This window comes from Pantoea sp. Ft-CA_14 (assembly GCF_024520875.1).
GTDB lineage: Bacteria > Pseudomonadota > Gammaproteobacteria > Enterobacterales > Enterobacteriaceae > Pantoea > Pantoea agglomerans.
On record NZ_JALNPM010000014.1, the window covers coordinates 75312 to 101801 of the forward strand.

The window sequence follows — 26490 nt, forward strand, 5'->3', positions numbered from 1 at the left end:
CCTCCTCCGCCACATTTTACAGGCCAGCACGCAGTGCTGGCCTGTTTTGTTTCTGCTCTCTCTGTTACTTCTTCCTGTCTGAAAAAAGCGTGCCACTCTCTGTGACGCGTGGCTGCGCATTCATCTCTCCGGTGCATCTCTGCTATAGTCCACTCACCGTTTTTGCAAACATCTGGCGCTTTTCTGAGGCGAGCTGAGTTACACTGTTGATTACATCGCTCTGAGGCGAGCTAATGGGTTGATAGCCAGAGTGTTTCTTTACTGAATGAATGGAATAGGCACAATGATCAAGAAACTGAGTCTTTGCGCATTGTCAGTGCTCGCTGCATTGCCGGTCGGAACGGTAGCATTTGCTGCTGAGGGTGATATGCAGCTGCAACAGGTGCTGATGTTAAGTCGTCACAATCTGCGTGCACCGCTGGCTGATAATGGCAGCGTGCTGGCGCAGTCGACCAAAAAGAGCTGGCCGCAGTGGGATGTTCCCGGCGGACAGCTGACCACCAAAGGTGGTGTGCTGGAAGTCTACATGGGTAACTACACCCGTCAGTGGCTGGCACAGCAGGGCCTGGTGAAGAACGGCAGCTGTCCTGACAGCAATAACGTCTTTGTTTACGCCAACAGCCTGCAGCGCACTGTGGCCACCGCCCAGTTCTTTGTTAATGGCGCCTTCCCGGGCTGTGACGTCGCTGTTTCTCATCAGGATGAAATGGGCTCCATGGATCCTATCTTCAATCCGGTTATTACAGATGGCAGTGAAGCATTCAATAAGAAAGCGCTGGCTGAGATGGCCGCTGCGAATGAAAAACTGTCGCTGAAGCCTGCCTTCCAGCGCCTGGAAAAGATTGTCGACTACAAAGCATCGCCTGCCTGCAACAATAAAAAGCAGTGCGACCTCAGCAGTGGTCAGAACACCTTCAGCGCTGAAAATGGTAAAGAACCGAATGTCAGTGGCCCGCTGAAAACGGGGAATTCCCTGATGGATGCGTTCACGCTGCAATATTACGAAGGCTTCCCGCTGGATCAGGTTGCATGGGGCCAGATCAAAACACCTGAGCAGTGGAAAGAGCTGTCAGCGATTAAAAATGGTTACCAGGACGCGCTGTTTACCAGCCCGGACATTTCCCGTGAAGTGGCGGCACCGCTGGTGGACTACATCCGCAGTCAGTTAGTGGATCAGGACAAAGCCAACGCGCCTAAAATTACGCTGATGGTAGGCCATGACTCAAACATCGCCTCGCTGCTGAGCGCGTTGCAGGTCAAGCCTTATGAACTGCCTGATACCTTCGAAAAAACGCCGATTGGCGGTCAGGTTGTTTTCGAACGCTGGCATGATGCCAAAAATGATAAAGACCTGCTCAAAGTTGAGTATGTCTATCAGAGCGCCGATCAGCTGCGCAACGCAGACGTGCTGAGCCTGAAGAACCCACCGAAGCGCGTTACGCTGCAGCTGGCGGGTTGTGAGACCGATGCAAACGGCTATTGCAGCTGGGATCAGTTCTCTCAGGTGCTGAATGCTGCGCTGCAGGGCACGCCAATGCAGCCAGCGGCGGCACCACAACCGGCAGCCCAGTCTGACGACGACAGTGCGAAAGCCGCAGCGACCAATGACGCTGCTGCTGATAAGGCTGAAGCGGATAAAGCGACCGCGGCGAAAGAGAAGGCTGACGCCGATAAAGCTGCCGCTGAGAAGTCTGAAGCCGATAAAGCCGCCGCTGAAAAAGCAAAAGCGGACAAGGCAGCAGCCGATAAAGCAGCAGCCGAGAAGGCAAAAGCGGACAAGGCAGCAGCCGATAAAGACGCCGCTGAGAAGGCAAAAGCGGACAAGGCAGCAGCGGATAAAGCCGCCGCTGAGAAAGCGAAAGCGGACAACGCGGCAGTGAAATCAGCCAGTGCCGATAAAGGTGCGGCTGACCAGGCTAACGCCTCGAACACGCCTGCAACAGCGCACAACGACGAATCAAAGTCAGCAGCTGTGGCAACACAGTAATCGTGCTATCCCGCTGATAATAAAAAACCCCGTCGAGACGGGGTTTTTTTATGGCTGCAAGGCGGTTAACCCGCCACGACCACCAGTTTCTGGTTAGCAAACTCTTTGATACCCAGATCAGATAGCTCACGACCATAACCTGAACGTTTCACGCCACCAAAGGGCAGCTCCGCTGAGGTGTCGCTCTGGGAGTTGATAAACACCATGCCGGTTTCGATGGCAGAGGCCAGTTTACGACCGCGTGCAATATCGCGTGTCCAGACCGAGCCGCCCAGACCATAGTGAGAGTCGTTCGCCAGCGCCACAGCCGCCTGATCGTCACCTATGACATAAATCTGCGCGACCGGACCGAAGAACTCCTGATAATAGGCGGGATTATCCGGGGTAATGCCAGTGAGAATGGTTGGCTGATAGTAGCAACCTGCACCTTCAACGGCTTTGCCGCCCGTAACCAGTTTTGCGCCATTGGCGACGGCTTCGTCTACCTGTTTTACCAGGCGGTCACGCGCGTCAGCGGAGGAGAGCGGGCCAAGCGTGGTCTTTTCATCCAGCGGATCACCCAGCGTAGCGGAACTCAGTGCAGCGCTGAACTGGCTGATAAAGCGATCGGCAATCTTCTCATGCAGAATAAAACGTTTTGCGGCGGTACAGACCTGTCCGCAGTTGCTGAGGCGAGCCTGCACGCCCTGACGTACCGCTTCATCAAGATCGGCATCATCCAGCACCACAAACACGTCATTGCCACCCAGCTCCAGCGTCGATTTCTTAAGATGCTTACCGGCCTGCTCAGCCACGGCGCTGCCCGCGCGCTCGGAACCAGTCAGGGCGACACCCTGTACGCGGTCGTCAGCAATCAGATCGGCGACCTGATCGGTGGAGATGAACAGGTTAGTCCAGGCCCCTTCAGGCGCACCCGCTTCACGAACCAGCTTCTCAAAGACATCGGCACAGTGCGGCACGATATTGGCATGTTTTGCCAGCACCGGGTTACCCAGCGCCAGGTTAGGTGCCAGCACGCGCATCAGCTGATAGTAAGGGAAGTTCCACGGCTCGACGGCGACTAAAACGCCAATCGGGTGATACTCAACCCAGGCTTCGCCCAGATCGCTGGGATAGGACTGCGGCTGCAGAATACGTTCCGCATTCTCTGCGTAGTAGCGGGCAATCTGCGAGCAGATTTTCACTTCTCCGCGGCTCTGACCAATCAGTTTACCCATCTCTTTACTGGCGATGGTGGCCAGTTCTTCCGCGCGGCTATCAATCAGGTCAGCCAGTTTTTTCAGTACCTGCAGACGCGGCTGAATATCACCTTTGCTCCATGAAGAATGGAAAAGGCGATCGGCCACTTCGAGGGCATGGCTGACGGCGGCTTCATCGTGTGACGGCCAGCTTTTCAGCAACTGGTTGTTTGCGGGATTAATGCTTTGATAGGAAGACATAGCGTACTCCTTGGTGAGCTAAAAATTGAGGGCGGGAAAGTCCCGCCCCTGAATCAGACGTTCTTACGTTCTACGGGCTTGTCATCCCAGGTCAGGAGATCTTTATCGGTTTTTTCAAAGGCGCGAATCAGCACGTCATCACTGCCTTGCTGACGCCAGATCTCTTCTGCCAGTTTTTCATCGTAGTTAGCCACTTCGAAAATGGCCTCGGCAATTTCAGGGGAGGTATGACGCAGACTTGCCCATTCGCCAACGTGATGTGCTTTCGATTGTTCAGTAGACATACTTTTCTCCTTTGATTAAATCAGTCCTGCAGTTTGACGGTCAGTCCGGCAACATGTTCGCCCTGAAAACGGGCGATATTCAGTTCCGCTTCGGTAGGCTGACGCGAACCATCGCCGCCCGCCAGGGTGGTGGCTCCATAAGGCGTTCCACCGCGAACCTGTGAAATATCGAACAACTCTTTGGTTCCGTAGCCGATTGGCACAATCACCATGCCGTGATGTGCCAGGGTGGTCCAGACAGACGTGATGGTCTGTTCCTGACCGCCGCCGGTGCCGGTTGAGGTAAAGACGCTGGCAACCTTGCCAAACAGCGCGCCTGACGCCCAGAGTCCGCCGGTGCGATCCCAGAATGTCCGCATCTGTCCGGCCATGTTGCCGAAGCGGGTCGGGGTACCGACGATAATTGCGTCATAGTGCGGCAGCAACTCGGGCGTGGCTTCTGCTGCCTGCTGATCGGTTTTGCCGCCCACCTGTGCAAAGCGATCGGCCTCCATCGTTTCTGGTACCCGCAGGATATCCACTTCCGCGCCGGGAACCCGACGAGCGCCTTCTGCAACCGCGTTCGCCATTGTTTCAATATGTCCGTACATCGAATAGTAGAGCACCAGAATCTTAGCCATTGATCTCTCCAGATGGTTTTGACGTCCAGAAAAAGTATAGAAGAGCTTTCGTTTTACGCAGGCGATGCCGAAGCCGGAACGGAGGAGTCGGGCAATAAATCAGCAGCTAATCGGTTGTAAGTCGGCAGAGTGTTCGTTGTTTAGCCAAATTTCTGGTGATTACTCTGTTGCTAAATGTGACTGGCGGACGAGTGAAAGGATAATCTGGCTATTATTTAAACATGGGCTGAGCTCGCGTTTCGGGCCGTCAGCCCTCTGTTTTTAATTCTTAATTATCGCACTACGCGACAGGAGCAAATCATGACAACACATCGTGGGGGTTCTGGAAATTTTGCTGAAAACCGTGAACGTGCCGCAGAAGCGGGACGTAAAGGGGGAAAAAACAGCGGCGGTAATTTTAAAAACGATCCGCAGCGCGCCGCGCGTGCCGGGGAGAAAGGGGGACGCAGCAGTCCTAAAAAACCGGACGCATAACCCCACACTGCCGCCGGTTGAGACCGGCGGTTAACGTCGTTGCTTTTCCCCCTCGCTCTCCCCACAATATTGTCCGGACACATCATCAGGTGAATTATGTCGGACACACTCCGCGGTTTAACCCTGCGCCTGACGCGGCAGGAGCTGGTATTACTTTTCATCACCATGATCTGGGGCGGTACCTTTCTGGTGGTGCATCGTGCGATGCAGCACTCCGGCCCGTTTTTCTTTGTCGGCCTGCGTTTTGCCACCGCCGCGCTGCTGCTGGCGCTCTTTTTCCGCCGCTATCTGGCAGGCATGACCTGGCTGGAGGTGAAAGCGGGTGCGCTGATTGGCCTGTCGATCGCCGGGGGCTATGGTCTTCAGACGTGGGGAATGCAGACCATCTCCAGCAGTCAGTCCGCCTTTCTCACCGCGCTCTATGTCCCTGTCGTGCCGTTGCTGCAATGGCTGTTTCTGCGCCGTCCGCCGGGATTGATGTCGTGGCTGGGGATTGTACTGGCGTTTACCGGCCTGCTGCTGGTGGCCGGGCCGCAGGATGGTCGCATCACTCTGAATGCAGGTGAAATAGCGACGCTGATCAGTACCCTGGCGATCGCCGCCGAGATCATCTTAATCAGCCGCTATGCCGGTAAGGTCGATGTGCGCCGTGTGACCCTGATCCAGCTGGCGGTGGCGTCGCTGTGCGCCTTTGGTCTGATGATCCCCAATGGGGAAACGGTGCCTGCCATCTCAACGCCGCTGCTGCTCAGCGCGCTGGGGCTGGGTGCGGCCAGCGCCCTGATTCAGGTCACCATGAACTGGGCGCAACGCAGCGTTTCGCCGACCCGCGCCACGGTGATTTATGCCGGGGAACCAGTCTGGGCCGGCGTCGTGGGGCGTATTGCGGGTGAGCGCCTGCCTGCGCTGGCGTTGCTGGGCGGCGCGCTGATCGTCTGCGGGGTGATCGTCAGTGAGCTGCGGCTGAAACGAAAAAAAGCGGTGCAGCCTGCTGCCACACCGCTGGAGTAGGTCGTTAACCCTGCTGTCGCGCCAGTGGCTTGTCCTGCTTTGCCGCACTGCGTCGGCGCAGAATCGCATTGAGGATAATCGCGCCAAAGGTGGCGGTACCGATACCCCCCAGCGTGAAAGAACCGATTTTCAGCGCGAAATCCCCGGCTCCGAGCACCAGTGTGGTCGCCACCATGATCAGGTTACTGTTCTGGCCTAAATCGACATGGTTCTGCACCCAGATGCGTGCACCTGCTACCGCAATCAGCCCGAACACCACAATGGATGCGCCGCCAATCACCGGGGCCGGAATGGTGTGGATCAGCGCACCAAACTTCGGCGAGAAACCGGCGAGGATGGCGATGACCGCCGCGGCGACAAACGCCAGCGTAGAGTAGACTTTGGTCACCGCCATCACCCCGATATTTTCGGCATAGGTGGTAACGCCACTGCCGCCGATTGAGCCGGAGAGCATGGTGGCCAGGCCATCGCCAACAAAAGCGCGTCCCATGTAAGGATCGAGATTGCGTCCGGTCATGCCCGCCACCGCTTTCAGATGCCCGAGGTTTTCAGCCACCAGAATGATCGCCACCGGGGCGATAAGCACCATCGCCTGCAGATCAAAGGTGGGAGCGGTGGTGTGCGGCAGGCCAAACCAGGCGGCCTGTGACAGCAGGGTAAAATCGACCGGCTTACCCAGCCCCAGACCGTTGGTCAGCAGCGCATAGATCGCCCAGGCCAGAATCAGGCCGACCAGAATCAGCAGTCGCTGAATCATCCCGTGGGTAAATACCGCTACCAGACCAATGCAGAGTACGGTCATCACCGCAACCCAGCTGTCGAACGACGAGGCGGAGACGCTGTGAACCGCAATCGGGGCCAGATTCAGCCCGATAGCCATCACCACTGCACCGGTCACGACCGGCGGCATCAGATTTTCAATCCAGCGCGTGCCGGACTTCATCACCACCAGACCAATCAGCGTGTAGAGCAGGCCGCAGGCGATCACGCCGCCCAGCGCCACGCTGAGATTGGGATTCAGCCCCTGACCGCTGAAGCCGGTTACCGCAATGACCACGCCGACAAAGGCAGCGCTCGACCCGAGATAACTGGGCACCCGACCGCCGGTGATAAAGAAGAACAGCAGCGTGCCTATACCCGAGACCAGAATGGCCAGATTGGGATCCAGCCCCATCAGCAGGGGCATCAGCACCGTTGCGCCAAACATCGCTACCGCATGCTGTAAACCCAGCACCAGCGTCTGCCCCAGAGGCAGGGTCTCATCCGGGGCGATAATACCGTTTTCTGTTAATGCCGACTTCTTTTGCCATTGCGGAAACCAGGATCGTGCCATCGTCTACTCCAGAGCGTTATGAATGCCGGTGGGATTCAGGGAAGCGTTAACAGGCATCCTGCCGCAACAGGGGATGGTATCCCCGGTCAAACCACGCCAGACCGTGGGTGTCATCATTGCGCACTAACCCCACGACTTCGCAGAACAGCGTGTCATGCGTACCGACGCTGACAATCTGAGTGATGCGGCAGTCAAAGGACGCGACGGCGCCGCTCAGCACCGGCGAGCCGGTCACGGCCGTTGACCACTCAGCGGCAATAAAACGAGCAGCCATTGGCGTTTTGCCGCCGAACAGATTGGAGAGCGTTTCATGGCCCGCCGCCAGCGTATTGACGCAGAGCTGCATGTTTTCGCGGAACACCGGGTAAACCGAGGCAGAGCGGTTAAGGCAGACCAGCAGCGTCGGCGGCGAATCCGTGACGCTGCACACCGCCGAGGCCGTAAAGCCTGCGCGTCCGGCCGGGCCTTCAGTGGTGATGATGTTGACCGCAGCACCCAGCCGCGACATCGCATTACGAAACTCAGTTTTCTCAACGGCAGGGGTAAGGGTATCCAGGCTCATCGTGTTCTCCGCGAAAAGGTTATCCGACGACGCGCTGCAGCGGCTGCACGTCATCAGTCTGATCCAGCCACTGCAGCAGCAGGGCATTAAAGTTTTCGGGGGCGGTGACGCTCATGGCGTGGCCGCCCCAGGCCATCATCTGTTCAGTCGCATTGGGCAGGGCCGCGGCCAGCTCAGTGGAGCAGCTCCACGGCACCAGCAGATCGTCCTGGCTGGCGATCACCAGTACCGGTTGTGGAATGGCAGCAGCCCGCGCGCTGAAGTCGGCGCTCATCAGGGCGTGCAGCCGCCGCATCAGATTTTCCATCCCCTGAAAATGTGCGACGTGATGGCTATCTTCCTGATCCAGCCGTGTCTGATGCTGTGCCATCCACTCCGCAGGATAGAGAAACAGCGGCTGAGCGCGGACAAATGCCTCGACGCCGACGTTGAGCAGCAGGTCCTGACGTACCTGAAAGCAACGACGGGTATGGGGATGCAGCGTCAGCCAGCCATTGATTACCACGATCCGTTCGATCCGATCCGGATAATCCAGTGCCAGCTGCATCCCCACCAGACCGCCCAGCGCGTGACCGATCAGGCTGAAGCGCAGGATGCCGTGCTGCGCCAGCGCGGCGGCCAGTTCTGACGCCATCATCGCCATGCTGTAGCCTTCCGGCAGGCTGTCAGCGCTGCGACCGGTGCCGCGCTGGTCATAGGTCACCACGCGATAGCGTGCCGTTAGCGCGGCCAGCTGCGGCTGCCAGAAACCCGCCACGCCGCCCAGACCGGATGAGAGCACCAGTGTCGGTGCATCGGGATTTTGCAGACCCAGAATATCCAGCTGCATCAGACCTCCGCTTTGCCGATGTGCGCCACGCTGGCGATCTCAATCAGCGCATCAGGCTTGACCAGACCGCACTGAATACAGAAGCGCGCCGGTTTTTCGCCGGGAAAGAACTCGGCATAAACCTGATTCACCGCGGCGTAGTTCGACCAGTCGGTGATAAAAATTGAATTAAACGTCACATCGGTCATGCTGCCACCGGCGGTCTCGATCACCTTTTTAATGGTTTCCAGCACGTGGCGGGTCTGCGCTGCGGCATCACCCACATGCACCACGTTGTTGTCAGCATCAAACGGCAGCGTACCCGAGACATAGACCACGCCATCCGCCAGCGTGCCGGGAACGAACGGGGCGATGGGGGTGGAGGTGCCTGGCGGAACAATAATACTTTTCGGCATAGCGTCGTCCTTATCGTGGATTAGCGGGCATTCAGGCTTTCGCAGAAGGTATCGACATCCGATACCCAGCCAAAAAAGGTTTCGATATTGAACAGGGCAGCCTGCTGAGCAAAGGGCGGGCCGGCCTGATAAGTGGCGTCTTCCAGCACCACGCCGAAGTACTCCAGAAAGAAGCCGTCGCGCAGCGTCGATTCAACGCAGACGTTGGTGGCGATGCCGGTAAACATCAGATGACGGATCCCGCGGCTGCGCAGCATGCTGTCGAGCGGGGTGTTATAGAAGCCGCTGTAACGCGATTTCGGCAGCACGATGTCACCGGGTTGTGGCACCAGTTCATCGACCAGCGCGTAATCCCAGCCGCCTTTTGACAGCAGCGAGCCCTGCAGTTCAGGCCGTTTACGCATGGTTTTCAGGGCATTCGATTTGTGGAAATTGGGGGAACCGGCGTCGCCCGCTTCTACATAGTCACTGTCCCAGCCGTTCTGGAACCAGATGATCTGGACACCTGCCGCACGGGCCGCCGTCACCGCCTGATGGATTTTCGCAATCACCGGCTTGGTGGCGGAAACATCGAAACCCGCGAGATCGAGATAGCCGCCTTCAGTGGCGTAGGCGTTCTGCATATCCACGACAATCAGCGCGGTCTGGCCAGGCGGAAAGGCGATCGGCTCTGGCCGCGCCGGCAGTTCAACCTGGGGAACATCCGGCGTGTGAGCACAATAAACAGTAGCCATCATGCCACCTCCTGCTGTGCGTCGAGCAGGGCGCTGCGGCAGGCCATCAGCGGCTGAATGTGCTGCCCGAAGTTCTCGATACCCTGCAGGAAGTCATCAAACGTCAGCAGCACGCCGTGGGTGCCTTCGACCTGCGCAACCTCATCCAGCATCCGCGCCACGCTGGCATACGACCCCACCAGGGTGCCCATATTGATATTGACTGCCGAGGTCGGATCCGCCATCTGGCGCACATTGGTGTCGCTGCCCGATTTGGTGTCCTGCTGACTCTGAGTGGTGAGCCAGGAGAGCGCCTCTTCATCCGCACCGGCTTTGTAGTGTTCCCACTTCGCCCGCGCTTCTTCGTCCGTTTCAGCAGCGATGATCATAAACAGCACATAGGAGCCGACATCGCGACCCGCTTTTTCAGCGGCCTGCTTCATGCGAATCGAGGTAGAGCTGAACGCGGCAGGCGTGTTAACACCTTTACCAAAGCAGAAGTTGTAATCGGCGTGCTGAGCAGAGAAGGCCATACCGGCATCGCTCTGTCCGGCGCAGATCACCTTCATCGGGCGCTGCGGCTGCGGACTCACCCGGCAGTCGTTCATGGTGAAGAACTCACCTTTAAAGTCCGATTTTCCGGTGCCCCACAGGTCGCGCAGCACGGTAACGTATTCGGTCAGATAAGCGTAGCGGCTGCTGAAGTACTCATCGCCAGGCCACATTCCCATCTGTTCATATTCCGGTTTCTGCCAGCCGGTCACCAGGTTGACGCCAAAGCGACCGCCTGAAATGGAATCGATGGTGGAGGCCATGCGCGCCACAATCGCCGGAGGCAGCGTCAGGGTGGCGGCGGTGGCGTAGATCTCAATGCGTGATGTCACGGCGGCCAGGCCTGCCATCAGGGTGAACGACTCGAGATTATGATCCCAGAACTCGGTTTTTCCGCCGAAGCCGCGCAGTTTGATCATCGAGAGCGCAAAATCGAAATGGTAATGCTCTGCTTTCAGCACGATCGCTTTGTTCAGTTCAAAGGTCGGCATGTACTGCGGCGCATTGGACGAAATCAGCCAGCCATTGTTACCAATTGGAATAAAGACGCCTATCTTCATGTGAAACCTCGTTGCGATGGGGGAAAGGTGTTTCACGCGCTGCACTGCATCCTGCATCGTCCATGTGGGCCGCGCTCAGTCACAATTCTGCAAACTGTGTGCCACTTTTTTTATTGTTTTATATAACAATGAGTTAAAATTAACCCGAAAGAGGTAAGTGGAGTAACTGGTCCATTTCAGACCGTCTGGTCAAAATTCGCTGCACGTTTTCCATGCAGGCTGAGCAAAAAAGGTGCAGGGCGCGGATTGGGCAGCGATGAATCCCTTTGCTATGATGCGCTGACACCAGAAGGATGAGGTAAACGTGTGAATACCGATGAAAAAAAGCCAACGCGTCGTTCGCGTGCGGTTGCAGCGAAGCGGGCCGCCATACTGGAAGCGGCATTAACCTTCTTCTCACAGTTTGGCATTCACGGCACCAGCCTCGATAAGGTAGCCGAGCTGGCCGATGTCTCTAAAACTAATCTGCTCTACTATTTTCCCTCTAAAGAAGTGCTCTATGTGGCGGTGCTTAAGCAGATTCTGGATGTCTGGCTGGCACCGTTGCGCGCGCTGGCGCACGATCAGGATCCACTGGTCGCGATTCGGCGCTACATCCGGCTGAAGCTGGAAGTGTCGCGCGATCATCCTCAGGCTTCCCGGCTCTTCTGTCTGGAGATGCTGCAGGGTGCTCCGCTTCTGAAAGGGGAGCTGGCAGGCGATCTTAAGCAGCTGGTGGATGACAAAGCGGCAATTATTGAACGCTGGATTGATGAAGGACGACTGGCAGGCGTACAGCCGCAGCATCTGATCTTTATGCTGTGGGCCACTACGCAGCATTACGCCGATTTTGCCACTCAGGTTGAGGCCGTTACCGGCCAGACGCTCAGCGATCCGGCGTTTTTCGATCAGGCTGTTGATAACGTGCAGCGCATGATCATCGAAGGGATTCGCGTACGCTAATTCAGGATACATCCACGGTTCAGGTACGGAGTTAATCAATGGATTCTGTTTCGCAACTGGTGCTGGGTGCCTCAGTCAGTGTCGCAGTGATGGGACGTCGGGTGCCGGTCTGGCAGGCCGCGCTGGTGGGCGGCGTCTGCGGCACCTTACCCGATCTCGATGTCTTTCTTGATCATGGCGATGCGATACGCAACATGACCCTGCATCGCACGGAAACGCATGCGCTGCTCTGGCTCACGCTGCTCTCGCCACTGATTGCATGGCTGGTGGCGGGTCTGTTTCGCCAGCGGGTGAAGTGGGCAGCATGGTGGCCTGCCATCTGGCTGGCGCTGATTACCCATCCGCTGCTCGATTTGATGACGGTGTATGGCACCCAGCTTGGCCTGCCGATCACCGATTATCCTTATGCCATCGGCAGTATCTACATCGTCGATCCACTCTATACCCTGCCGCTGCTGGCAGGCCTGGGCGTCGCGCTCTGGCGGCGCAGTGATAAAGGGCTGCGCGGAAACCGGCTCGGGCTGATGCTGAGTACCCTTTATCTGGTCTGGAGTGTGGTGATTCAGGGCGTCGCAGGCTGGCAGATCAGAGCGTCGCTGGCGGAGCAGGGTATTCCGGACAATAAAGTGCTGGTGACGCCCACGGCCTTTAATACGCTGGTATGGCGCAGCGTGATTATGACGCCGGATCGCTATGGCGAAGTTTACTGGTCGCTGTTGTCGCCCTCACGGCCACTGCAGGTGGCGTGGTACCCGCGTCATCCTGAACTGTTCGACGCCTTTCGGGGCAGCTGGTATGCAGAACGTGTCGCCTGGTTCAGCCACGGCTTCTACGCGCTGCGTGAGCAGGACGGGCAGACGACGATTGCCGACCTGCGCATGGGCGAAGGCGATAAGTATACCTTCACCTTTGGTCTGGGCACGCCTCAGCAGCCCGATCCCCGGCCGCAGCGCTTACCTTATGAACGCCCCTCTTTATCCGCCATTTTCTCTGCGCTGGGCGATCGCCTGTAAAAAAAAGCCCGGTCATCTGACCGGGCTTTGTTCATGATATTACCGATTAGCGGCTACGACGATTACGCAGCATCCAGCCGACACCCAGCAGGGCAAACCAGAGTGGCGTAACCATCAGCGCCTGGCGCGTATCTTCCTGCAGCGTCAGCAGCACCAGCACAAATGCGAAGAATGCCATGCAGACCCAGCACATGAATTTGCCCAGCGGCATCTTAAATGCCGACTCCGCATGGCGCTGCGGATGCTTTTTACGGTAGGCCAGATAGCTGCACAGAATGATGGTCCAGACGAACATAAACAGAATGGCCGAGACGGTGGTCACCAGCGTGAAGACCTTCATTACATCCGGGATCAGGTAGATCAACGCCACACCAATCAGCAGGCACAGGCAGGAGAAAAACAGGCCGGTAGTCGGCACCGCACGGGCAGAGAGTCGGCCAAAGGCGCGGCTGGCCACACCCTGCTGCGACAGGCCATAGAGCATACGGCTGGTGGAGAAGATGCCGCTGTTGGCTGAGGAGGCGGCAGAAGTCAGCACCACAAAGTTAACGATACTCGCAGCCGCAGGCAGACCAATCAGAACGAACATCTCAACAAACGGACTGCGATCGGCCATCACCTGGGTCCAGGGCGTTACCGCCATAATCACCATCAGCGCCAGCACGTAAAACATAATGACCCGCAACGGAATCGCATTAATCGCGCGCGGTAACACTTTATGCGGATTGTGGGTTTCAGCCGCTGCCGTGCCCACCAGTTCAATGCCGACAAAGGCAAACACCGCAATCTGGAAGCCGGCAAAGAAGCCGCTGAGGCCTTTCGGGAACATGCCGCCGTGATCCCAGATGTTGCTGAGTGACGCTGTGCCGCCGCCCGGTGAGGGGTAGTGAATCGATACCAGCACAATCCCGGTTACGATCAGTGCCACAATGGCGACGATTTTAATGATCGCAAACCAGAACTCCATCTCGCCAAACAGCTTGACGGTGGCAATATTGAGCGCCAGAAAAACCACCACGCAAAGCAGGGCGCTCATCCAGATCGAGAAGCCCGGAAACCAGAGCTGGAAATAGGCGCTGATTGCCACCACGTCGGCAATGCCGGTTACCACCCAACAGAACCAGTAGGTCCAGCCGGTAAAGTAGCCGGCCCACGGGCCAAGCAGATCAGCGGCAAAATCGCTAAAGGATTTGTACTCAAGGTTGGAGAGCAGCAGCTCCCCCATGGCGCGCATCACAAAGAACAGCATAAAACCGATGATCATATAGACGAAAATGATCGAGGGGCCAGCCAGGCTGATGGTTTTACCGGAACCCATAAACAGGCCGGTACCGATAGCGCCACCAATGGCGATCAGCTGGATGTGACGATTGTGCAGATTGCGCTGGAGTTTATCGGGCGTTTCGTGGGTGCTTGCGGTTTCTTTAGATTGATCAACCATAGAATTGTCTTTCCTGTCGTGATGTTGTGTTCAGCTCTGCTGGCTGTTAGTCAAGGCGTCTGCCTGAGGGCAAGTCGGCATAAGATAGAGGAAGAGAGCCGGAATCGGGTAACGCTTTTTTACCAATTGTGATGCCTGCCGCCCCGGAAGCGGCAATAAAGCGCGATTTTGTTCAAACCTTCGTCAGCCTGGGTAATTATTCATCACGTTATGTCAGTCAGGCGGCGTGAAAGGCGATGGGCTTCTACACTTTTTGTTTGCTAATCATCATGCTGCGAGAGGGACTATGCGCACGCTTATCCTGTTTTTGCTATTGCTTGCGCTGGGATGGGTCAGCTTACCCTGGCTTAAGCAGCATCTGCCGCCGCAGTTTAATCCCTTTACGCCACTCTCTGTTACCGATCCGCCGGGCTGGATGACGCAGATTAAGATGAAAAGGCTGGCCAGCGATCCAGACGCGTGTCTGGCGGTGATGCGCCGCGCTCAACAGGCGGGCTGGGTCAGCTTCAGCGAGCGTCCGGACGTCACGGGTCACTGTCCGCTCAGTCATCCGCTGCGGGTTCAGAAATTTGGCCCGGTCAGCCTCAGCAGCAGCTTTCTGGCCAGCTGTCCTATGGCCGTCGCCAGCACCATGTATGCTCTGCGCAGTCGTGAACAGACCGCCAGAGAGATGCACAGTCCACTGGTACGAATTACGCATGTCGGCAGTTACGCCTGCCGTAATATTTATCATCGTGCCCAGGGGCGGCTCAGTGAACATGCCACCGCCGATGCCTGGGATGTGACAGGCTTTCAGCTGGCTGATGGTCAGCGGCTTGAGGTCAGTCGTCACTGGCAACAGCCGGAAGAAAAAGCGGCAATGCTTCATACGCTGTGGCGTGGCGGCTGTGAGGTATTCGGCAATGCGCTGGGGCCGGACTATAACGCCGCTCACGCCTCACATTTTCATCTGGGTATGCGAGGTGCAGGCTACTGCCGATAAATCATCAGACAGGATTAATACCGTGTTTGATTAAGAAATGTTCTTATGGTGCCAGTAAAACCCATCCAGTTATCATTGCTGAACCTGATCCCTTACTGAAATAGTCTGACAACAGGTCAGGATGCGCATAAAAAAGCCGATTTCAGGGCCATCTGTAAGAATAAAACGATGCCTGCGGGATAAAACCCTTGTGCAGATTCTCAGCCTCATTTGCTCAGCGCCTGCTGGCGGCATGATGAAATTATTTCACGGTTGCGCTGGCAGAAATAAGGGAAAGGTATCGCATAAATAAAGCGTGCGTGATTGAGAAAAGAACGGATTTTCCTGCAAATTTATTTTCATATGATTTAGTTGCGTGACTATCGGGAAAGTGATTTAACTGATTAAAATAGAGTCAGTGTTGAGCATTACGCCATAAATAGTGATCTCCGCCACGTATTGCGGTCAGACAGCAAAGTAAGTAAACGAGACTTTTACGGACACGCTGTCCTGGATCAGGTATTTGCAGTCAGATAAGTCGATAAACCACAGCAGCATGTGAATCGACTGGCACAGAGCATGGTCGGGCAGGAGAGAGCAGAAAAGGTTTATTAAACAGCACATCGTTACGCTTACAGGGCTGCCACTGAAAACCGGGACAGGTCTGTCACCGGCAAGCGCGTGGCGCGGTCAGCAAGCCGGTTAGCGGCCTCAACAGACGCCACAGGGGCTGCGGGGTCGTCTGACGAAACCGGTCCTGATGCTGCAAAGAGAGAGCCGGGCTTATTTCCTGATGAAAAATATGTCAGAAATTTGTCACTGCCGCTTCGCTTATAGCGAAGTAATTAACGCCTTGTTTACTCGTTATTTAACCAACAATCAGCATCGCGATTCAATATTTTCAGCAGACGTTTCAGGTCTGAGATAAAATTGTACTGGAGGTCAGGGATTGAAATCCTATCAGAAAAATCTTATTCTCCTGGGGTGATTGAAATTGCTGTGATCGGCCTCACCTTGTAAAGGCAGGAACACTTTTTCACTCCGCTCCAACGGTGAAAGGTTAAATGCGCTGTAGATCGCGACAGATTCGTCCTGAAAGATAAATTAATTTTCTTCTGCAAAGTTATTTTATCCGATGAATCCGAATGAATATTACCGGAAGGGCGAGTGAAATTAACGCTGAGGCAATATGAGCACTGAAAATTATTTCGCCTGGCGACATGAGGTGAAAGAACAATTTCAGGCATTAACGGTTTCTTCTGAATTGAAGCCGTTATTGCAACAATTTACTGAATCATTAGGCTTCGATTATTTTGCCTTTTTGATTCAGCACCCGGTGCCTTTTAACCGACCGCGCATTCATTTACATAGCACCTATCCCAGATTATGGGTTAAACACTATGAGAAGCAGAATTATTACGCTGTCGATCCGGTGCTCAGGTTGTGTCAGCGACCGGGCAAAGGCATGGCGTGGACGGAGGAACTCTTCGCCGACGCCGGCAATTTGTGGCATGAGGCGAGAGAATATGGGCTGCAGAGCGGATTTTCTTGCTCTGCAATGGCACCAAATCGCGTCATTGGTATATTATCTATATCGTCGCAACAGCCCATTTCTGTCCAGCTCTGCCATGCTGAGCTGGAGGTGAAACTACACCTTTTAGCGGAACTAAGTCTGGATACGCTGGAACGCTTTAGCGATGATGCAATGATGGTACTAAAAAAAGAGTTTAGTCAGCGCGAGCTGGAAATTTTGAAATGGACAGCCGAAGGAAAAACGGCGGTCGAAATTTCACTTATTTTATCCATCTCTGAACATACCGTTAACTTTCACCAAAAAAATATGCAAAAGCGTTTCAATGTTTCCAATAAAACGCAGATTGCCTGCTATGCAGCGGCAATCGGACTGATCTGAACATAAAGCAACGGCTACACTTCGCCGTTCCTTTGCACAGGTCTGTTGTCTACCCTGCGCCGGGACTTTGCCAGGCTGGCGCAAAGAAATCATTGCAAACATGGGGATGTCAGAGGCGCATGATGAAAATAGTGCAAACGCAATTAAAGGATATGCCATCCTCTTTGCTTGCCGAACTCGGCAGCTACCGATATAGCGTCTTTGCGCGCGGCGAAGGGTGGTCAATTCCGCCACGCCTGAGCACGCCAGGACAGGAATATGATCGCTACGATCGTTCAGATGTCACCTGGCTGATCGCATGGAATGCGCGGGAGGGCATCAGCGGCTGTGCGCGTCTGATGCCCTGGTTCGAACCTGAACTGAGTGAAGGCATCGTACTGCCTTTCAGCCATGAGAAAGTGTGGGAAATGTCGCGCTTCTCGGCACGGCTGGATGTGGACGCTGAACTGCCACTGAATATTCTCTGGCACGCCGTGCAGCTGGCAGAATTGAACGGTATGGAATACATCATCAGTTCGGCAACGCCGATGCTGGAAAAGATGTTTGAAGAGCATCAGGTGGTGTATGAGCCGCTGACGCCGGGACTTATTCTGTCAGAAGATAATCTGTTTGCGATCCGCATTCCGGTGGTTCAGCCAGCGCTGGCTGAAAAGTATCGGGGAACGCGGCGCTTTAGTCCGGAAGAGGTGCTGCCTACGCTGGGCGTTTCGGTTAACTGGCAGGCGCACAGCTAATTAATTTGCCCCCGCGGCTGTGGGGGCAAGCAAGCTTACTGACGGTAGGCTGTTTTGATCTGCTTAATGGTATTGCTGAATACTTCCGCCTGAGGCTTGTCGCCCAGCGTCTGTACATAGCGTTCCATGTTGATAATCACTTTGCCGGCATCAGCCTGGCCCATACCTTTCAGGATCAGGGTGATCATCATCTTCAGACCCGCGATTTCATCCGCTAATTTCCGGGCTTCCTGCGAAGTTGCAAAATCTTCATCGCTCATGCGTTTCTCCTTGGTGAATGACAATGTGTCGGCAATCTGTCCGAACAGCAGTGCGTGAGTATATCACAGGGTCAGTAAGTTGCTGGAGCAGCCGGTTCGCTTCGCTATAAAGAGCTGGTTTGTCCAGTACAACTAATCAATCGCTGAAAGTAATTACAGGTGTTGCCGGGCCAGATATCACGAGGGCCTGCAGCGATAAGGCACAGCAAAGTCTGGTGTTAATACCATGAAATAGTAAGAGTTTAAGGATTATTCAGTACGCCTGTCGGTTGTAAGAAATCTCTGTTATTGCTGGCTGCACGGGGCTGGAAATCGTTATGCGAAGCGTCGACTGTTTTGCTTTGTTGATGTGCTTTTGAGGTAAAAGCGGGTATGATTATCGCCTGTATTCGTTAATTGATTCCTCTTTTTTTAGCCTCTGGAGTTTCCCCGTTGATCAGTGTGCTTCTTGTTGATGACCATGAACTTGTCCGTGCCGGAATCCGTCGCATCCTGGAGGATGTCAAAGGTCTGGCCGTGGTCGGAGAGGTCAACTGTGGCGAGGATGCCGCTAAGTGGTGCCGTGCCAATCAGGTTGATGTGATCCTCATGGATATGAACATGCCGGGCATCGGTGGACTGGAGGCGACGCGCAAAATCGTGCGTTACAATCCCGATATCAAAATCATCATGCTGACCATTCACACGGAAAATCCGCTGCCTGCGAAAGTGATGCAGGCGGGGGCTGCAGGCTACCTCAGTAAAGGGGCTGCGCCGCAGGAGGTGATCAATGCGATTCGCTCGGTCAATGCCGGACAGCGCTACATCGCTTCAGATATCGCTCAGCAGATGGCGCTGAGCCAGATTGAGCCACAAAAAGCGGAATCCCCCTTCAGCTGTTTGTCGGAAAGGGAATTGCAGATTATGCTGATGATCACCCGTGGACAAAAGGTGACGGAAATTTCCGAGCAGTTAAATCTCAGTCCTAAAACCGTTAACAGTTACCGCTACCGGATGTTCAGCAAGCTGAATATCAGTGGCGATGTAGAGTTAACGCATCTGGCCATTCGACATGGCCTCTATAATGCGGAGCCGTTAATCAGTAGTGAATGACGTTTTTGATTCCAAAGCCTTTCTGAGTACGGTAACCAGCAAGCCCGGTGTTTACCGCATGTATGACGCCTCAGGCACCGTCATCTATGTGGGCAAAGCCAAAGACCTGAAGAAGCGTCTGACCAGCTACTTCCGCACTCAGGTCGGCAGCCGCAAAACCGAAGCGCTGGTTAGTAATATCCAGCACATCGATGTCACCGTAACCCACACCGAAACCGAAGCGCTGCTGCTTGAGCATAACTACATCAAGCTCTACCAGCCGCGCTACAACGTGCTGCTGCGCGACGATAAATCTTACCCCTACATCTTTCTTAGCAGCGATACTCATCCGCGACTGGCGATGCACCGTGGTGCAAAGCATGCCAAAGGCGAATACTTTGGCCCGTTCCCCAACGGCTATGCGGTGCGTGAAACGCTGGGATTGCTGCAAAAAGTTTTCCCTATCCGCCAGTGCGAAAACAGCGTCTACCGCAATCGCTCCCGGCCCTGTCTGCAATATCAGATTGGCCGCTGTCTGGGTCCCTGTGTCGCGGGACTGGTCAGTGAGGAGGAGTATGCACAGCAGACCGATTACGTGCGCCTGTTCCTGGCGGGTAAAGACGATCAGGTTCTTAACCAGCTGGTCAAACGGATGGAAGAGGCGAGCACGGGCCTGCGCTTTGAAGAGGCGGCACGCCTGCGCGATCAGATTCAGGCTGTGCGACGGATCACCGAAAAGCAGTTTGTCTCGAATCAGGGTGATGACCTTGATGTGATGGGTGTGGCTTATGAAGCGGGCATGGCCTGTCTCCACGTGCTGTTTATCCGTCAGGGCAAAGTGTTAGGCAGCCGCAGCTACTTCCCGAAAGTGCCCGTCGATACCGATCTGGCTGAGGTCGTTCAGACCTTTGTCGGGCAGTTCTACCTGCAGGGTAGCGAGGCACGTACGCTGCCTGGCGATATTCTGCTGGACTTTACCTTGCCAGAGCGTGAACTGCTGGCAGAGTCCCTCAGTGAGCTGGCCGGGCGTCGGGTGAGTATTCAGAGCAAGCCGCGCGGGGATCGCGCCCGTTATCTCAAACTGGCGCGCACCAACGCCGCGACGGCGTTAACCACGCGGCTGTCACAGCACTCCACAATTCATCAGCGGCTGATGGCGCTGGCGGAGTTTCTTGAGCTGGACAAAATTAAACGCATGGAGTGTTTCGATATCAGTCATACCATGGGTGAGCAGACCATCGCCTCCTGCGTGGTGTTCGACCAGAATGGTCCGCTGCGTGCCGATTATCGTCGCTACAACATCAGCGGCATTACGCCGGGTGATGACTACGCCGCCATGAATCAGGTGCTACGCCGCCGTTATGGTAAAGCGATTGAAGAAGATAAGATCCCGGATGTGATTCTGATCGATGGCGGTAAAGGCCAGCTGTCTCAGGCGAAGCAGGTCTTCGCGGAACTGGATGTGCCCTGGGACAAAAGCCGGCCGATTTTACTCGGCGTAGCGAAAGGCAGCGATCGTAAAGCCGGACTGGAGACGCTGTTCTTTGAAGCGGAAGGTGAGGGCGTTTCGCTGCCACCCGATGCGCCAGCGCTGCATGTGATCCAGCATATTCGTGATGACGCTCACAATCATGCCATTTCAGGCCACCGTAAAAAACGGGCCAAAGTAAAGAACACCAGCGCACTGGAAAGCATCGAAGGGGTGGGGCCGAAACGGCGTCAGCAACTGCTTAAGTACATGGGTGGCCTGCAACCGCTGATGAACGCGTCGGTGGAGGAGATCGCCAATGTACCCGGTATCTCACATGCTCTGGCAGAAAAAATATACTACTCGTTGAAACACTAGCATTGAAACGGGGGGGGCAATGTAGGAACATAGGCTAAATTCTACCTATATCCAGACAGTTACCGGCATATGCAATTAAACATTCCGACGTGTCTCACCCTGTTTCGAGTCGTGCTCATCCCGTTCTTTGTGCTGGCTTTCTATCTGCCGTTCACCTGGGCGCCGCTGGCGACTGCACTGATTTTTGTTTTTGCTGCCATCACCGACTGGTTTGATGGCTTTCTGGCGCGCCGCTGGAAGCAGACAACACGCTTTGGTGCGTTTCTCGATCCGGTAGCGGATAAAGTGATGGTGGCCATTGCGCTGGTGCTGGTGGCGGAATATTTCCACGCCTGGTGGATTACGCTGCCCGCCGCCACCATGATTGCACGCGAGATCATTATCTCTGCGCTGCGTGAATGGATGGCGGAGATTGGTAAACGCAGCAGCGTGTCGGTTTCCTGGATTGGTAAAGTGAAAACCACTGCCCAGATGTTCTCACTGTTTGCCTTGCTGTGGCGTCCTGATGCGACCGTCGTGGCGATTGGTGTGGTGGCGTTATACATTGCTGCCGTGCTGACTTTCTGGTCTATGTTCCAGTATTTAAGCGCCGCGCGCGGCGATCTGCTCGAACCGTGATCGATACGATTTAAAAAGCAGCAAACGGACGCGCTGTGAGGATAATTTTATTGACTCATTGCGTCATCTAAGTAGAATGCATCGCATCGAACGGCAGCCAGGCTGCCAGAAGATAAATAAAATCAGCAGGTTCGACGAAATTGCTGAATTGCGGGAATAGCTCAGTTGGTAGAGCACGACCTTGCCAAGGTCGGGGTCGCGAGTTCGAGTCTCGTTTCCCGCTCCAGATTCGCAGGTCAGGTTAACCTGACGGCACATCAGTTAAGGCGCGTTGGCAGAGTGGCTATGCAGCGGATTGCAAATCCGTGTACCTCGGTTCGACTCCGGGACGCGCCTCCAGTTACACCCTGCCCGGGTGGTGAAATCGGTAGACACAAGGGATTTAAAATCCCTCGGCTGTAAGGCTGTGCGGGTTCAAGTCCCGCCCCGGGCACCATATTTCTGCCGAAGAAAATCTAATAAAATAAAAGCAATATGCAGTAATGTCGTAACCGCCCAAGGGCGGTTTTTTTGTGCCTGCTATCTGGCGGATATGGCGACTGCAACTTCCGTTTAGCGGTATAAGCCGACATCAGCCCCGGGAGCTGAACACCAGCTCATCATCAGTGTCACTCACCAGCACCATCCGTTGCGCCTCACCACTGGAAGAGACAAAGGTCACTTCATGGCCGATGCTGATATCATCAAAGGCGTCGGTCGGCTGTGACTGCTTCCGGATCTCCAGTACCATCCGCGAGGGATAGGGTTTATCATTAACCGTATCAATATGATAATTGGCGGTAAAATTCAGTTCGGGTTGATCAACCACGTAAAATTGTCCTGACGGCATAGTCTTGACCTCTGCGTAATGTTGGCCATAAGTCCCGGTCGGAACAGGCTGCCTGAAACTTAAGGTTAGCTGAATAATCAATGCCTACAGGCGGCGGTACCTCTTTTTTGATTTCATACGACGGTTGCAAAAATACCTGCCGCTTGCGCTTGCCTGGTCAGAGAGTCGTACTACGCTTCTTGTTCACACAGCGCGGCTTTTCCAGGCACGCCATTCGGGCATGGTATAAAGGTATTACTGCAACTCTTAACGGGTTGACGATGCGGGTTCAACTCCTGCTGCCCGGTCCCTCTCCTGCATCTACGTTAACGCCAGCCTTATCCCTTTTGGGTTTCTGCCGATCTATTCCAATTACATCCGATTTCACTCATTTTTGCGGCCTGTGTCGAACTCTGTAACCTGTTGAAACGTTGTGGTTTACCGTATTGTGGTGACTATTGTTTGCCGTCGCAGAGAATTAATGCCAATGATTACACCTTTTACACCTGACTTAACTGAACCGGCGGCCCCTACGGTTATCGGTGTTGTCGCCAGCCAGTTGCTCAATCCCTATCAACAAAAAATGCTGGACGAAGTGATGCGCCAGCTTAACGCGCGCGGTCTTATCTCGGTGCTACTGAGTGCCGAAACCGACGTCACACTAACCACACTCATCCGGCAGGCTACACCGCTCGGGCTGCGTGGTTTGCTGTTACTCCCCGGTAACCGCTTAACTGATGCCTGCCATTTGCCGGTGCTTCAGATTGACGCTGAGCCTGAACTGCAGGCGGATGCACTGCGGGCGGGTGAAGTGACAGCGGAATTATTGCTTAAACAGGGGCATCAGCGGTTTGGCTTTATGCAGGGTCAGCCAGGCGAACTGGCGCAAAAACAGGGCTATCGCGCCTCTCTGCTGGCGGCAGGCATGGCGCTGAACGCCGAACTGACTGTGGGTAGTGATGATCGCGACTGCGCTTATCAGGCGATGATGTCTTACCTGAAAAAGACACGTGCTGCTGAGCGTATCCAGGCACTCTTCTGTGAAAGCGATCTGCTGGCCTTTGGTGCAATGCAGGCGATTCGGGATTTTGGTCAGGGTATCCATCTGGCAGTGGCAGGTTTTGGTGATAGTGAGGAAGCCCGTAGCTCAACCTGGCATCTTACCAGCTGGTCACCTGACATCCGGCAGATCGCTGGCCGCGCGCTGGATCGCTGGCTGGGACAGCAGGCAGGCAACAGCAGTGCTGAAGAGCAGGGGCAATTACAGCGGCGTCACTCTCACGCAGGCAAAGTGCTGCCGGGTGAGATGTCAGCCTGCGGCTGCGCCTTCCGGCATTAACCAGCCCGCAACGCAGGCTGGCAGAATAATGTCAGGCCTGCGGTTGTCCTGCCGGGCCGCTGCCGCCGGGTGCGCCCACCGGCTGCTGCCCGCCAGGTGGAGGCGGTGGCGGGGCATCTCTGCCCGGTGGCGGCGGTGCACAGGCCGTAAGCGTGGCGAGGATAGCCAGTGTGGATAACAGATAAGCAGTACGTTTCATCGTAATTCCCCGATCAGGTAAGCGGAACGTTGAGTATAGAGAATCGCAACAAAATCGCCCGGACAGGACTAAATCATCAATACGCATGGCAAATTGTCGACGATTATTTGAGACGCCTCGCAACTCGCGCATGCTGGCAATGCGTTTCAGGCCGGAGCGCGCTAAGGTAGCGCTTCATTTAAGAGGAGTCGTTATGAATGGCATGATGAAGTTCGTCCGCGGGTGGCTGGTGTTCTCTGTACTGTGGGGCGTATTCATGTGGTTTATGTCATGGCATCAGCAGGGCAAAGAGCCTGGTCTGGCGATTCTGACAAGTCTCTACGCCGGTTTAATCTACCAGGCGCTGATTACCATGGTTGGCCGCTACCGCGCGCGGCGGCAACAGGCTGAGTGAGTTCTGCTGCCGGAGAGGCAGCAGAACGGCGTTTTTAGCCGAAATTACCGGTCAGACGCTGATGGAAGTCCGTGCTGCGTGGATCCAGCCCCTCAATGGTCACCTCTGCACCATAACGCTGATAGCGATACTCAATGCCGTCCAGCGCCGCGACGCTGGACGCATCCCAGATCTGCGCGTGCGTTAAATCGATAGTGACTTTTTTAGGGTCATGGGCATAATCGAAATGCTCAAACAGATCGTTGCTGCTGGCGAAAAACAGCGGGCCGCGCACCACATAGCGCACCGACTCGCCATCTTCGCTCAGCTGACGCTCCGCATGAATAACGTGCGCAATACGGCGGGCAAACAGCAGCATAGCCAGGATTACCCCAGCCAGAACGCCCAGTGCCAGATTACCTGTCCAGACAGTCACCGCTACCGTCAGCACCATAATCAGCGTCTCTGACCACGGCATACGTTTCAGGGTAGCGGGTTGCAGGCTATGCCAGTTAACGGTTTTCACGGCCACCACCATCATGATCCCGGCCAGTACCACCATCGGGATTTGCGCCATAATCCGGCTCAGTCCGGTCACCAGTAACAGCAGCACCAGACCGGCGGCCACGGTGGAGACCCGGCTGCGCGCCCGGCCCAGCTCAACATTGACGATGGTCTGACCTATCATCGCGCACCCGGCGATACCGCCATAAAAGCCCGCCAGAATATTCGCCACGCCCAGGCCCCAGGATTCGCGACGCTTACTGGATGGGGTATCGGTCAGGTCATCGACCAGTTTGGCGGTCAGCAGTGACTCCATCAGCCCGACAAAGGCGATGCTCAGGGCCGTGGGCCAGATAATCTGCAGGGTCTGCAGGTTAAGTGGCACCAGCAGGCTGTTAAAACCGGGCAGACCGGGACTCATCGGCCCTTCATCGCCCACGTTCGGCATGCGATAGCCCATTAGCAGCGCGACGGCAGTCACTACCACAATGGCAACCAGCGGTGAAGGAACACTTTTTATCAGACGCGGCAACAACAGCACGATAGCCAGTGTGACGGCAAAGAAGATCCACACCAGTGATGACTGTCCCCAGACGTGCGGCACCTGAGCAAAGAAAATCAGCACCCCGAGCGCATTCACAAATCCCAGCATCACCGAACGGGGAATATAACGCATCATGCGCGCCAGACCAGCCACACCAAACAGAATCTGAATGACGCCGCCCATCACCACCGCGGGCAGAATATATTCAACGCCATGCAGATGGACCATCGGCCCGATAACCAGCGCCACTGAACCCGCAGCCGCTGTTACCATCGCAGGACGTCCGCCCAGTATCGACAGAGTCAGGCAGAGCACCACCGAGGCGACGAGGCTGACTTTAGGGTCTACACCGGCAATAACGGAAAAGGAGATCACTTCAGGGATCAGCGCCAGCGCGGTAATCACCCCGGCCAGGCATTCGCGGGTCAGCAGCGCAGGCGAACGCAGAACGCGCCCTACACTGATATCGCCCGCCACAACGTCGGTTGCGGCAATATCATTGGTTTGAGTCATAAAAGATTGCAGGCTCTTTAGTTATTTTGCTCCCGCGCGAGGGGCGGGAAGATCAGGATAAACAGTGAGGGGCAGATAGTACCGGGCGACTGGCGAAGATACCAGAAAAAGGCGGATGACTCCCTCCGTGGAGTCGATGCTACAGTGAAAAATCGTCCGGGGTTTTATGGACCACCAGTTCAAGCAGCTGTCGGTAGATATCCAGTAATTCCCTGTCGCTTTCCAGCTCCAGCCGATGAATAAGCTTTGAGATAATCGCTTTATTGTTCACTGGCATGCCTGACTGCAAAATTTCTGCAACCAGGATACCCAGCATCTCCATCTCGCTGGCGGGTTTATTGGCGGCAGGATTAAAATAATCAGCAATTTCCTGATTGGTCCGGGGAAGAATATATTGCATGTGTAAGCCCTTCAGAACAGCCCGATTCCGGTTCGGATGTCAGGACAAAAGCGATCAAAAAAACCACCGCATGTACAGATGCGATGGTACCAGTGTCACAAATTGAACAGAAAAAATAACCTCTGAAGGTGGAAATCCACTGACACCTTCAGAGGCGACGCAAGTGCATCATTCGTTACAGAGTCGCATGACAACTCGTGGCAGTAAACTTATACAATGAAGCCCAATCTGTACAATCGGATTCTTTAACAAA

General features: G+C 55.2%; 28 protein-coding genes and 4 tRNA genes. 17 read left to right on the top strand and 15 right to left on the bottom strand.

Features of this window, described 5'->3' with window-relative positions; translation table 11 throughout:
• Positions 1–283: 283 nt before the first annotated feature.
• Positions 284–1987 carry a bifunctional glucose-1-phosphatase/inositol phosphatase gene (gene agp / locus NR195_RS18680; protein ID WP_256844807.1) on the top strand — a complete coding sequence of 568 codons (1704 nt, stop codon included), beginning with the start codon at positions 284–286 and terminating at the stop codon, positions 1985–1987.
• A gap of 65 nt (positions 1988–2052) precedes the next feature.
• On the opposite strand, the gene NR195_RS18685 is transcribed toward agp, so the two are convergent.
• Genes NR195_RS18685 through wrbA form a run of 3 tightly spaced genes read right to left on the bottom strand, consistent with a single transcriptional unit; the run spans position 2053 to position 4330 of the window.
• Complete coding sequence (locus NR195_RS18685; protein WP_010669793.1) at positions 2053–3426, bottom strand: NAD-dependent succinate-semialdehyde dehydrogenase; 1374 nt, start codon at positions 3424–3426, stop codon at positions 2053–2055.
• Positions 3427–3479: 53 nt separating this feature from the next.
• The gene (locus NR195_RS18690) at positions 3480–3710 is read right to left on the bottom strand and encodes a YccJ family protein (RefSeq protein ID WP_010669794.1); all 231 of its coding nucleotides are present in this window, start codon (positions 3708–3710) and stop codon (positions 3480–3482) included.
• 20 nt (positions 3711–3730) lie between these two features.
• On the bottom strand, positions 3731–4330 hold the full coding sequence (wrbA, locus tag NR195_RS18695) for an NAD(P)H:quinone oxidoreductase (RefSeq protein WP_010669795.1): 600 nt from the start codon (positions 4328–4330) through the stop codon (positions 3731–3733).
• Positions 4331–4630: 300 nt separating this feature from the next.
• Here wrbA and NR195_RS18700 point away from each other — a divergent pair, with 300 nt between their 5' ends.
• A complete protein-coding gene (locus NR195_RS18700; RefSeq protein WP_010246636.1) occupies positions 4631–4804 on the top strand; it encodes a general stress protein in 174 nt (57 codons plus the stop codon).
• Positions 4805–4900: 96 nt separating this feature from the next.
• Positions 4901–5815 (top strand): DMT family transporter, encoded by a 915-nt coding sequence (locus NR195_RS18705; RefSeq protein ID WP_010669796.1) that lies wholly within the window; start codon positions 4901–4903, stop codon positions 5813–5815.
• 4 nt (positions 5816–5819) lie between these two features.
• Here the strand turns inward: NR195_RS18705 and rutG are convergent, their stop codons facing one another.
• From rutG to rutA, 6 genes are read right to left on the bottom strand one after another with little or no spacing between them, the layout of a single operon-like run.
• On the bottom strand, positions 5820–7148 hold the full coding sequence (gene rutG, locus NR195_RS18710; protein ID WP_010669797.1) for a pyrimidine utilization transport protein G: 1329 nt from the start codon (positions 7146–7148) through the stop codon (positions 5820–5822).
• Between the two features lie 46 nt (positions 7149–7194).
• Positions 7195–7710, bottom strand: coding sequence for an NADH-dependent FMN reductase RutF (rutF, locus tag NR195_RS18715; RefSeq protein ID WP_256844808.1), 516 nt, complete (start codon positions 7708–7710; stop codon positions 7195–7197).
• Positions 7711–7729: 19 nt separating this feature from the next.
• Positions 7730–8539 carry a pyrimidine utilization protein D gene (rutD, locus tag NR195_RS18720; RefSeq protein ID WP_163762917.1) on the bottom strand — a complete coding sequence of 270 codons (810 nt, stop codon included), beginning with the start codon at positions 8537–8539 and terminating at the stop codon, positions 7730–7732.
• Positions 8539–8934: a pyrimidine utilization protein C gene (gene rutC, locus NR195_RS18725; protein WP_033779453.1), complete on the bottom strand. Its 396-nt coding sequence runs from the start codon at positions 8932–8934 to the stop codon at positions 8539–8541. The genes rutD and rutC overlap by 1 nt, the downstream gene beginning before the upstream one ends.
• A 20-nt stretch (positions 8935–8954) precedes the next feature.
• Complete coding sequence (gene rutB / locus NR195_RS18730) at positions 8955–9668, bottom strand: pyrimidine utilization protein B (protein WP_010246624.1); 714 nt, start codon at positions 9666–9668, stop codon at positions 8955–8957.
• Positions 9668–10759: a pyrimidine utilization protein A gene (gene rutA / locus NR195_RS18735; protein ID WP_010669800.1), complete on the bottom strand. Its 1092-nt coding sequence runs from the start codon at positions 10757–10759 to the stop codon at positions 9668–9670. Before rutA ends, rutB begins: the two co-directional genes overlap by 1 nt.
• Positions 10760–11065: 306 nt before the next feature.
• Between rutA and rutR the strand changes: the two genes are divergently transcribed.
• Complete coding sequence (gene rutR, locus NR195_RS18740; protein WP_003849991.1) at positions 11066–11701, top strand: HTH-type transcriptional regulator RutR; 636 nt, start codon at positions 11066–11068, stop codon at positions 11699–11701.
• 38 nt (positions 11702–11739) lie between these two features.
• Positions 11740–12714, top strand: coding sequence for a metal-dependent hydrolase (locus NR195_RS18745; protein ID WP_010246619.1), 975 nt, complete (start codon positions 11740–11742; stop codon positions 12712–12714).
• A 46-nt stretch (positions 12715–12760) separates the two neighbouring features.
• On the opposite strand, the gene cycA is transcribed toward NR195_RS18745, so the two are convergent.
• A complete protein-coding gene (gene cycA, locus NR195_RS18750; RefSeq protein ID WP_022625909.1) occupies positions 12761–14155 on the bottom strand; it encodes a D-serine/D-alanine/glycine transporter in 1395 nt (464 codons plus the stop codon).
• 286 nt (positions 14156–14441) lie between these two features.
• Between cycA and NR195_RS18755 the strand changes: the two genes are divergently transcribed.
• From NR195_RS18755 to NR195_RS18765, 3 genes are all read left to right on the top strand, one after another.
• Positions 14442–15137, top strand: coding sequence for an extensin family protein (locus NR195_RS18755; RefSeq protein WP_010669801.1), 696 nt, complete (start codon positions 14442–14444; stop codon positions 15135–15137).
• A gap of 1168 nt (positions 15138–16305) precedes the next feature.
• A complete protein-coding gene (gene sdiA, locus NR195_RS18760) occupies positions 16306–17028 on the top strand; it encodes a transcriptional regulator SdiA (protein WP_033779449.1) in 723 nt (240 codons plus the stop codon).
• 122 nt (positions 17029–17150) lie between these two features.
• Positions 17151–17762, top strand: a complete 612-nt coding sequence (locus tag NR195_RS18765; protein ID WP_029518973.1) for an acyl-homoserine-lactone synthase — start codon at positions 17151–17153, stop codon at positions 17760–17762.
• 35 nt (positions 17763–17797) lie between these two features.
• Here the strand turns inward: NR195_RS18765 and NR195_RS18770 are convergent, their stop codons facing one another.
• Positions 17798–18022 (bottom strand): DUF2594 family protein, encoded by a 225-nt coding sequence (locus NR195_RS18770; protein WP_003849983.1) that lies wholly within the window; start codon positions 18020–18022, stop codon positions 17798–17800.
• A 432-nt stretch (positions 18023–18454) separates the two neighbouring features.
• On the opposite strand from NR195_RS18770, the gene uvrY reads away from it, so the two are divergent.
• The 6 genes from uvrY (at position 18455) to NR195_RS18800 (ending at position 21993) form a co-directional block, all read left to right on the top strand.
• Positions 18455–19114, top strand: coding sequence for a UvrY/SirA/GacA family response regulator transcription factor (uvrY, locus tag NR195_RS18775; protein WP_010246608.1), 660 nt, complete (start codon positions 18455–18457; stop codon positions 19112–19114).
• Positions 19107–20939: an excinuclease ABC subunit UvrC gene (gene uvrC / locus NR195_RS18780; protein ID WP_010246606.1), complete on the top strand. Its 1833-nt coding sequence runs from the start codon at positions 19107–19109 to the stop codon at positions 20937–20939. Before uvrY ends, uvrC begins: the two co-directional genes overlap by 8 nt.
• 69 nt (positions 20940–21008) lie before the next feature.
• Positions 21009–21557 (top strand): CDP-diacylglycerol--glycerol-3-phosphate 3-phosphatidyltransferase, encoded by a 549-nt coding sequence (pgsA, locus tag NR195_RS18785; RefSeq protein ID WP_010246604.1) that lies wholly within the window; start codon positions 21009–21011, stop codon positions 21555–21557.
• A 150-nt stretch (positions 21558–21707) separates the two neighbouring features.
• Positions 21708–21783 (top strand) — tRNA-Gly (locus NR195_RS18790).
• A gap of 39 nt (positions 21784–21822) precedes the next feature.
• Positions 21823–21896: transfer RNA gene (locus NR195_RS18795), tRNA-Cys, on the top strand.
• A gap of 10 nt (positions 21897–21906) precedes the next feature.
• A tRNA-Leu gene (locus tag NR195_RS18800) sits at positions 21907–21993 on the top strand.
• A 135-nt stretch (positions 21994–22128) separates the two neighbouring features.
• Here the strand turns inward: NR195_RS18800 and NR195_RS18805 are convergent.
• The gene (locus tag NR195_RS18805; RefSeq protein WP_223565690.1) at positions 22129–22365 is read right to left on the bottom strand and encodes a hypothetical protein; all 237 of its coding nucleotides are present in this window, start codon (positions 22363–22365) and stop codon (positions 22129–22131) included.
• Positions 22366–22600: 235 nt separating this feature from the next.
• Here NR195_RS18805 and NR195_RS18810 point away from each other — a divergent pair.
• A tRNA-OTHER gene (locus NR195_RS18810) sits at positions 22601–22673 on the top strand.
• A gap of 179 nt (positions 22674–22852) precedes the next feature.
• Positions 22853–23704 carry a substrate-binding domain-containing protein gene (locus tag NR195_RS18815; RefSeq protein ID WP_256844809.1) on the top strand — a complete coding sequence of 284 codons (852 nt, stop codon included), beginning with the start codon at positions 22853–22855 and terminating at the stop codon, positions 23702–23704.
• A 31-nt stretch (positions 23705–23735) separates the two neighbouring features.
• Here the strand turns inward: NR195_RS18815 and NR195_RS18820 are convergent, their stop codons facing one another.
• Positions 23736–23903, bottom strand: a complete 168-nt coding sequence (locus NR195_RS18820; RefSeq protein ID WP_010246480.1) for a hypothetical protein — start codon at positions 23901–23903, stop codon at positions 23736–23738.
• A 193-nt stretch (positions 23904–24096) separates the two neighbouring features.
• On the opposite strand from NR195_RS18820, the gene NR195_RS18825 reads away from it, so the two are divergent.
• On the top strand, positions 24097–24297 hold the full coding sequence (locus tag NR195_RS18825) for a DUF6404 family protein (RefSeq protein WP_010669807.1): 201 nt from the start codon (positions 24097–24099) through the stop codon (positions 24295–24297).
• A gap of 34 nt (positions 24298–24331) precedes the next feature.
• Here NR195_RS18825 and NR195_RS18830 read toward each other — a convergent pair whose 3' ends face one another.
• Positions 24332–25837 (bottom strand): SulP family inorganic anion transporter, encoded by a 1506-nt coding sequence (locus NR195_RS18830; protein ID WP_022625901.1) that lies wholly within the window; start codon positions 25835–25837, stop codon positions 24332–24334.
• A 139-nt stretch (positions 25838–25976) separates the two neighbouring features.
• A complete protein-coding gene (locus NR195_RS18835; protein WP_010246474.1) occupies positions 25977–26237 on the bottom strand; it encodes a biofilm/acid-resistance regulator YmgB/AriR in 261 nt (86 codons plus the stop codon).
• Positions 26238–26490: the final 253 nt, after the last annotated feature.

What these genes read in the sequence shown, in the direction of transcription:
- NR195_RS18770 (WP_003849983.1), bottom strand. Translation starts at nt 18,022, where the DNA reads ATGAGCGATGAAGATTTTGCAACTTCGCAGGAAGCCCGGAAATTAGCG.
- pgsA (WP_010246604.1), top strand. Translation starts at nt 21,009, where the DNA reads ATGCAATTAAACATTCCGACGTGTCTCACCCTGTTTCGAGTCGTGCTC.
- NR195_RS18690 (WP_010669794.1), bottom strand. Translation starts at nt 3,710, where the DNA reads ATGTCTACTGAACAATCGAAAGCACATCACGTTGGCGAATGGGCAAGT.
- cycA (WP_022625909.1), bottom strand. Translation starts at nt 14,155, where the DNA reads ATGGTTGATCAATCTAAAGAAACCGCAAGCACCCACGAAACGCCCGAT.
- rutC (WP_033779453.1), bottom strand. Translation starts at nt 8,934, where the DNA reads ATGCCGAAAAGTATTATTGTTCCGCCAGGCACCTCCACCCCCATCGCC.
- NR195_RS18825 (WP_010669807.1), top strand. Translation starts at nt 24,097, where the DNA reads ATGAATGGCATGATGAAGTTCGTCCGCGGGTGGCTGGTGTTCTCTGTA.
- rutA (WP_010669800.1), bottom strand. Translation starts at nt 10,759, where the DNA reads ATGAAGATAGGCGTCTTTATTCCAATTGGTAACAATGGCTGGCTGATT.
- NR195_RS18705 (WP_010669796.1), top strand. Translation starts at nt 4,901, where the DNA reads ATGTCGGACACACTCCGCGGTTTAACCCTGCGCCTGACGCGGCAGGAG.
- NR195_RS18835 (WP_010246474.1), bottom strand. Translation starts at nt 26,237, where the DNA reads ATGCAATATATTCTTCCCCGGACCAATCAGGAAATTGCTGATTATTTT.
- sdiA (WP_033779449.1), top strand. Translation starts at nt 16,306, where the DNA reads ATGAGCACTGAAAATTATTTCGCCTGGCGACATGAGGTGAAAGAACAA.
- NR195_RS18755 (WP_010669801.1), top strand. Translation starts at nt 14,442, where the DNA reads ATGCGCACGCTTATCCTGTTTTTGCTATTGCTTGCGCTGGGATGGGTC.
- NR195_RS18815 (WP_256844809.1), top strand. Translation starts at nt 22,853, where the DNA reads ATGATTACACCTTTTACACCTGACTTAACTGAACCGGCGGCCCCTACG.
- NR195_RS18745 (WP_010246619.1), top strand. Translation starts at nt 11,740, where the DNA reads ATGGATTCTGTTTCGCAACTGGTGCTGGGTGCCTCAGTCAGTGTCGCA.
- rutF (WP_256844808.1), bottom strand. Translation starts at nt 7,710, where the DNA reads ATGAGCCTGGATACCCTTACCCCTGCCGTTGAGAAAACTGAGTTTCGT.
- NR195_RS18820 (WP_010246480.1), bottom strand. Translation starts at nt 23,903, where the DNA reads ATGAAACGTACTGCTTATCTGTTATCCACACTGGCTATCCTCGCCACG.
- NR195_RS18685 (WP_010669793.1), bottom strand. Translation starts at nt 3,426, where the DNA reads ATGTCTTCCTATCAAAGCATTAATCCCGCAAACAACCAGTTGCTGAAA.
- agp (WP_256844807.1), top strand. Translation starts at nt 284, where the DNA reads ATGATCAAGAAACTGAGTCTTTGCGCATTGTCAGTGCTCGCTGCATTG.
- NR195_RS18830 (WP_022625901.1), bottom strand. Translation starts at nt 25,837, where the DNA reads ATGACTCAAACCAATGATATTGCCGCAACCGACGTTGTGGCGGGCGAT.
- NR195_RS18700 (WP_010246636.1), top strand. Translation starts at nt 4,631, where the DNA reads ATGACAACACATCGTGGGGGTTCTGGAAATTTTGCTGAAAACCGTGAA.
- rutG (WP_010669797.1), bottom strand. Translation starts at nt 7,148, where the DNA reads ATGGCACGATCCTGGTTTCCGCAATGGCAAAAGAAGTCGGCATTAACA.
- NR195_RS18765 (WP_029518973.1), top strand. Translation starts at nt 17,151, where the DNA reads ATGAAAATAGTGCAAACGCAATTAAAGGATATGCCATCCTCTTTGCTT.
- rutB (WP_010246624.1), bottom strand. Translation starts at nt 9,668, where the DNA reads ATGGCTACTGTTTATTGTGCTCACACGCCGGATGTTCCCCAGGTTGAA.
- wrbA (WP_010669795.1), bottom strand. Translation starts at nt 4,330, where the DNA reads ATGGCTAAGATTCTGGTGCTCTACTATTCGATGTACGGACATATTGAA.
- rutD (WP_163762917.1), bottom strand. Translation starts at nt 8,539, where the DNA reads ATGCAGCTGGATATTCTGGGTCTGCAAAATCCCGATGCACCGACACTG.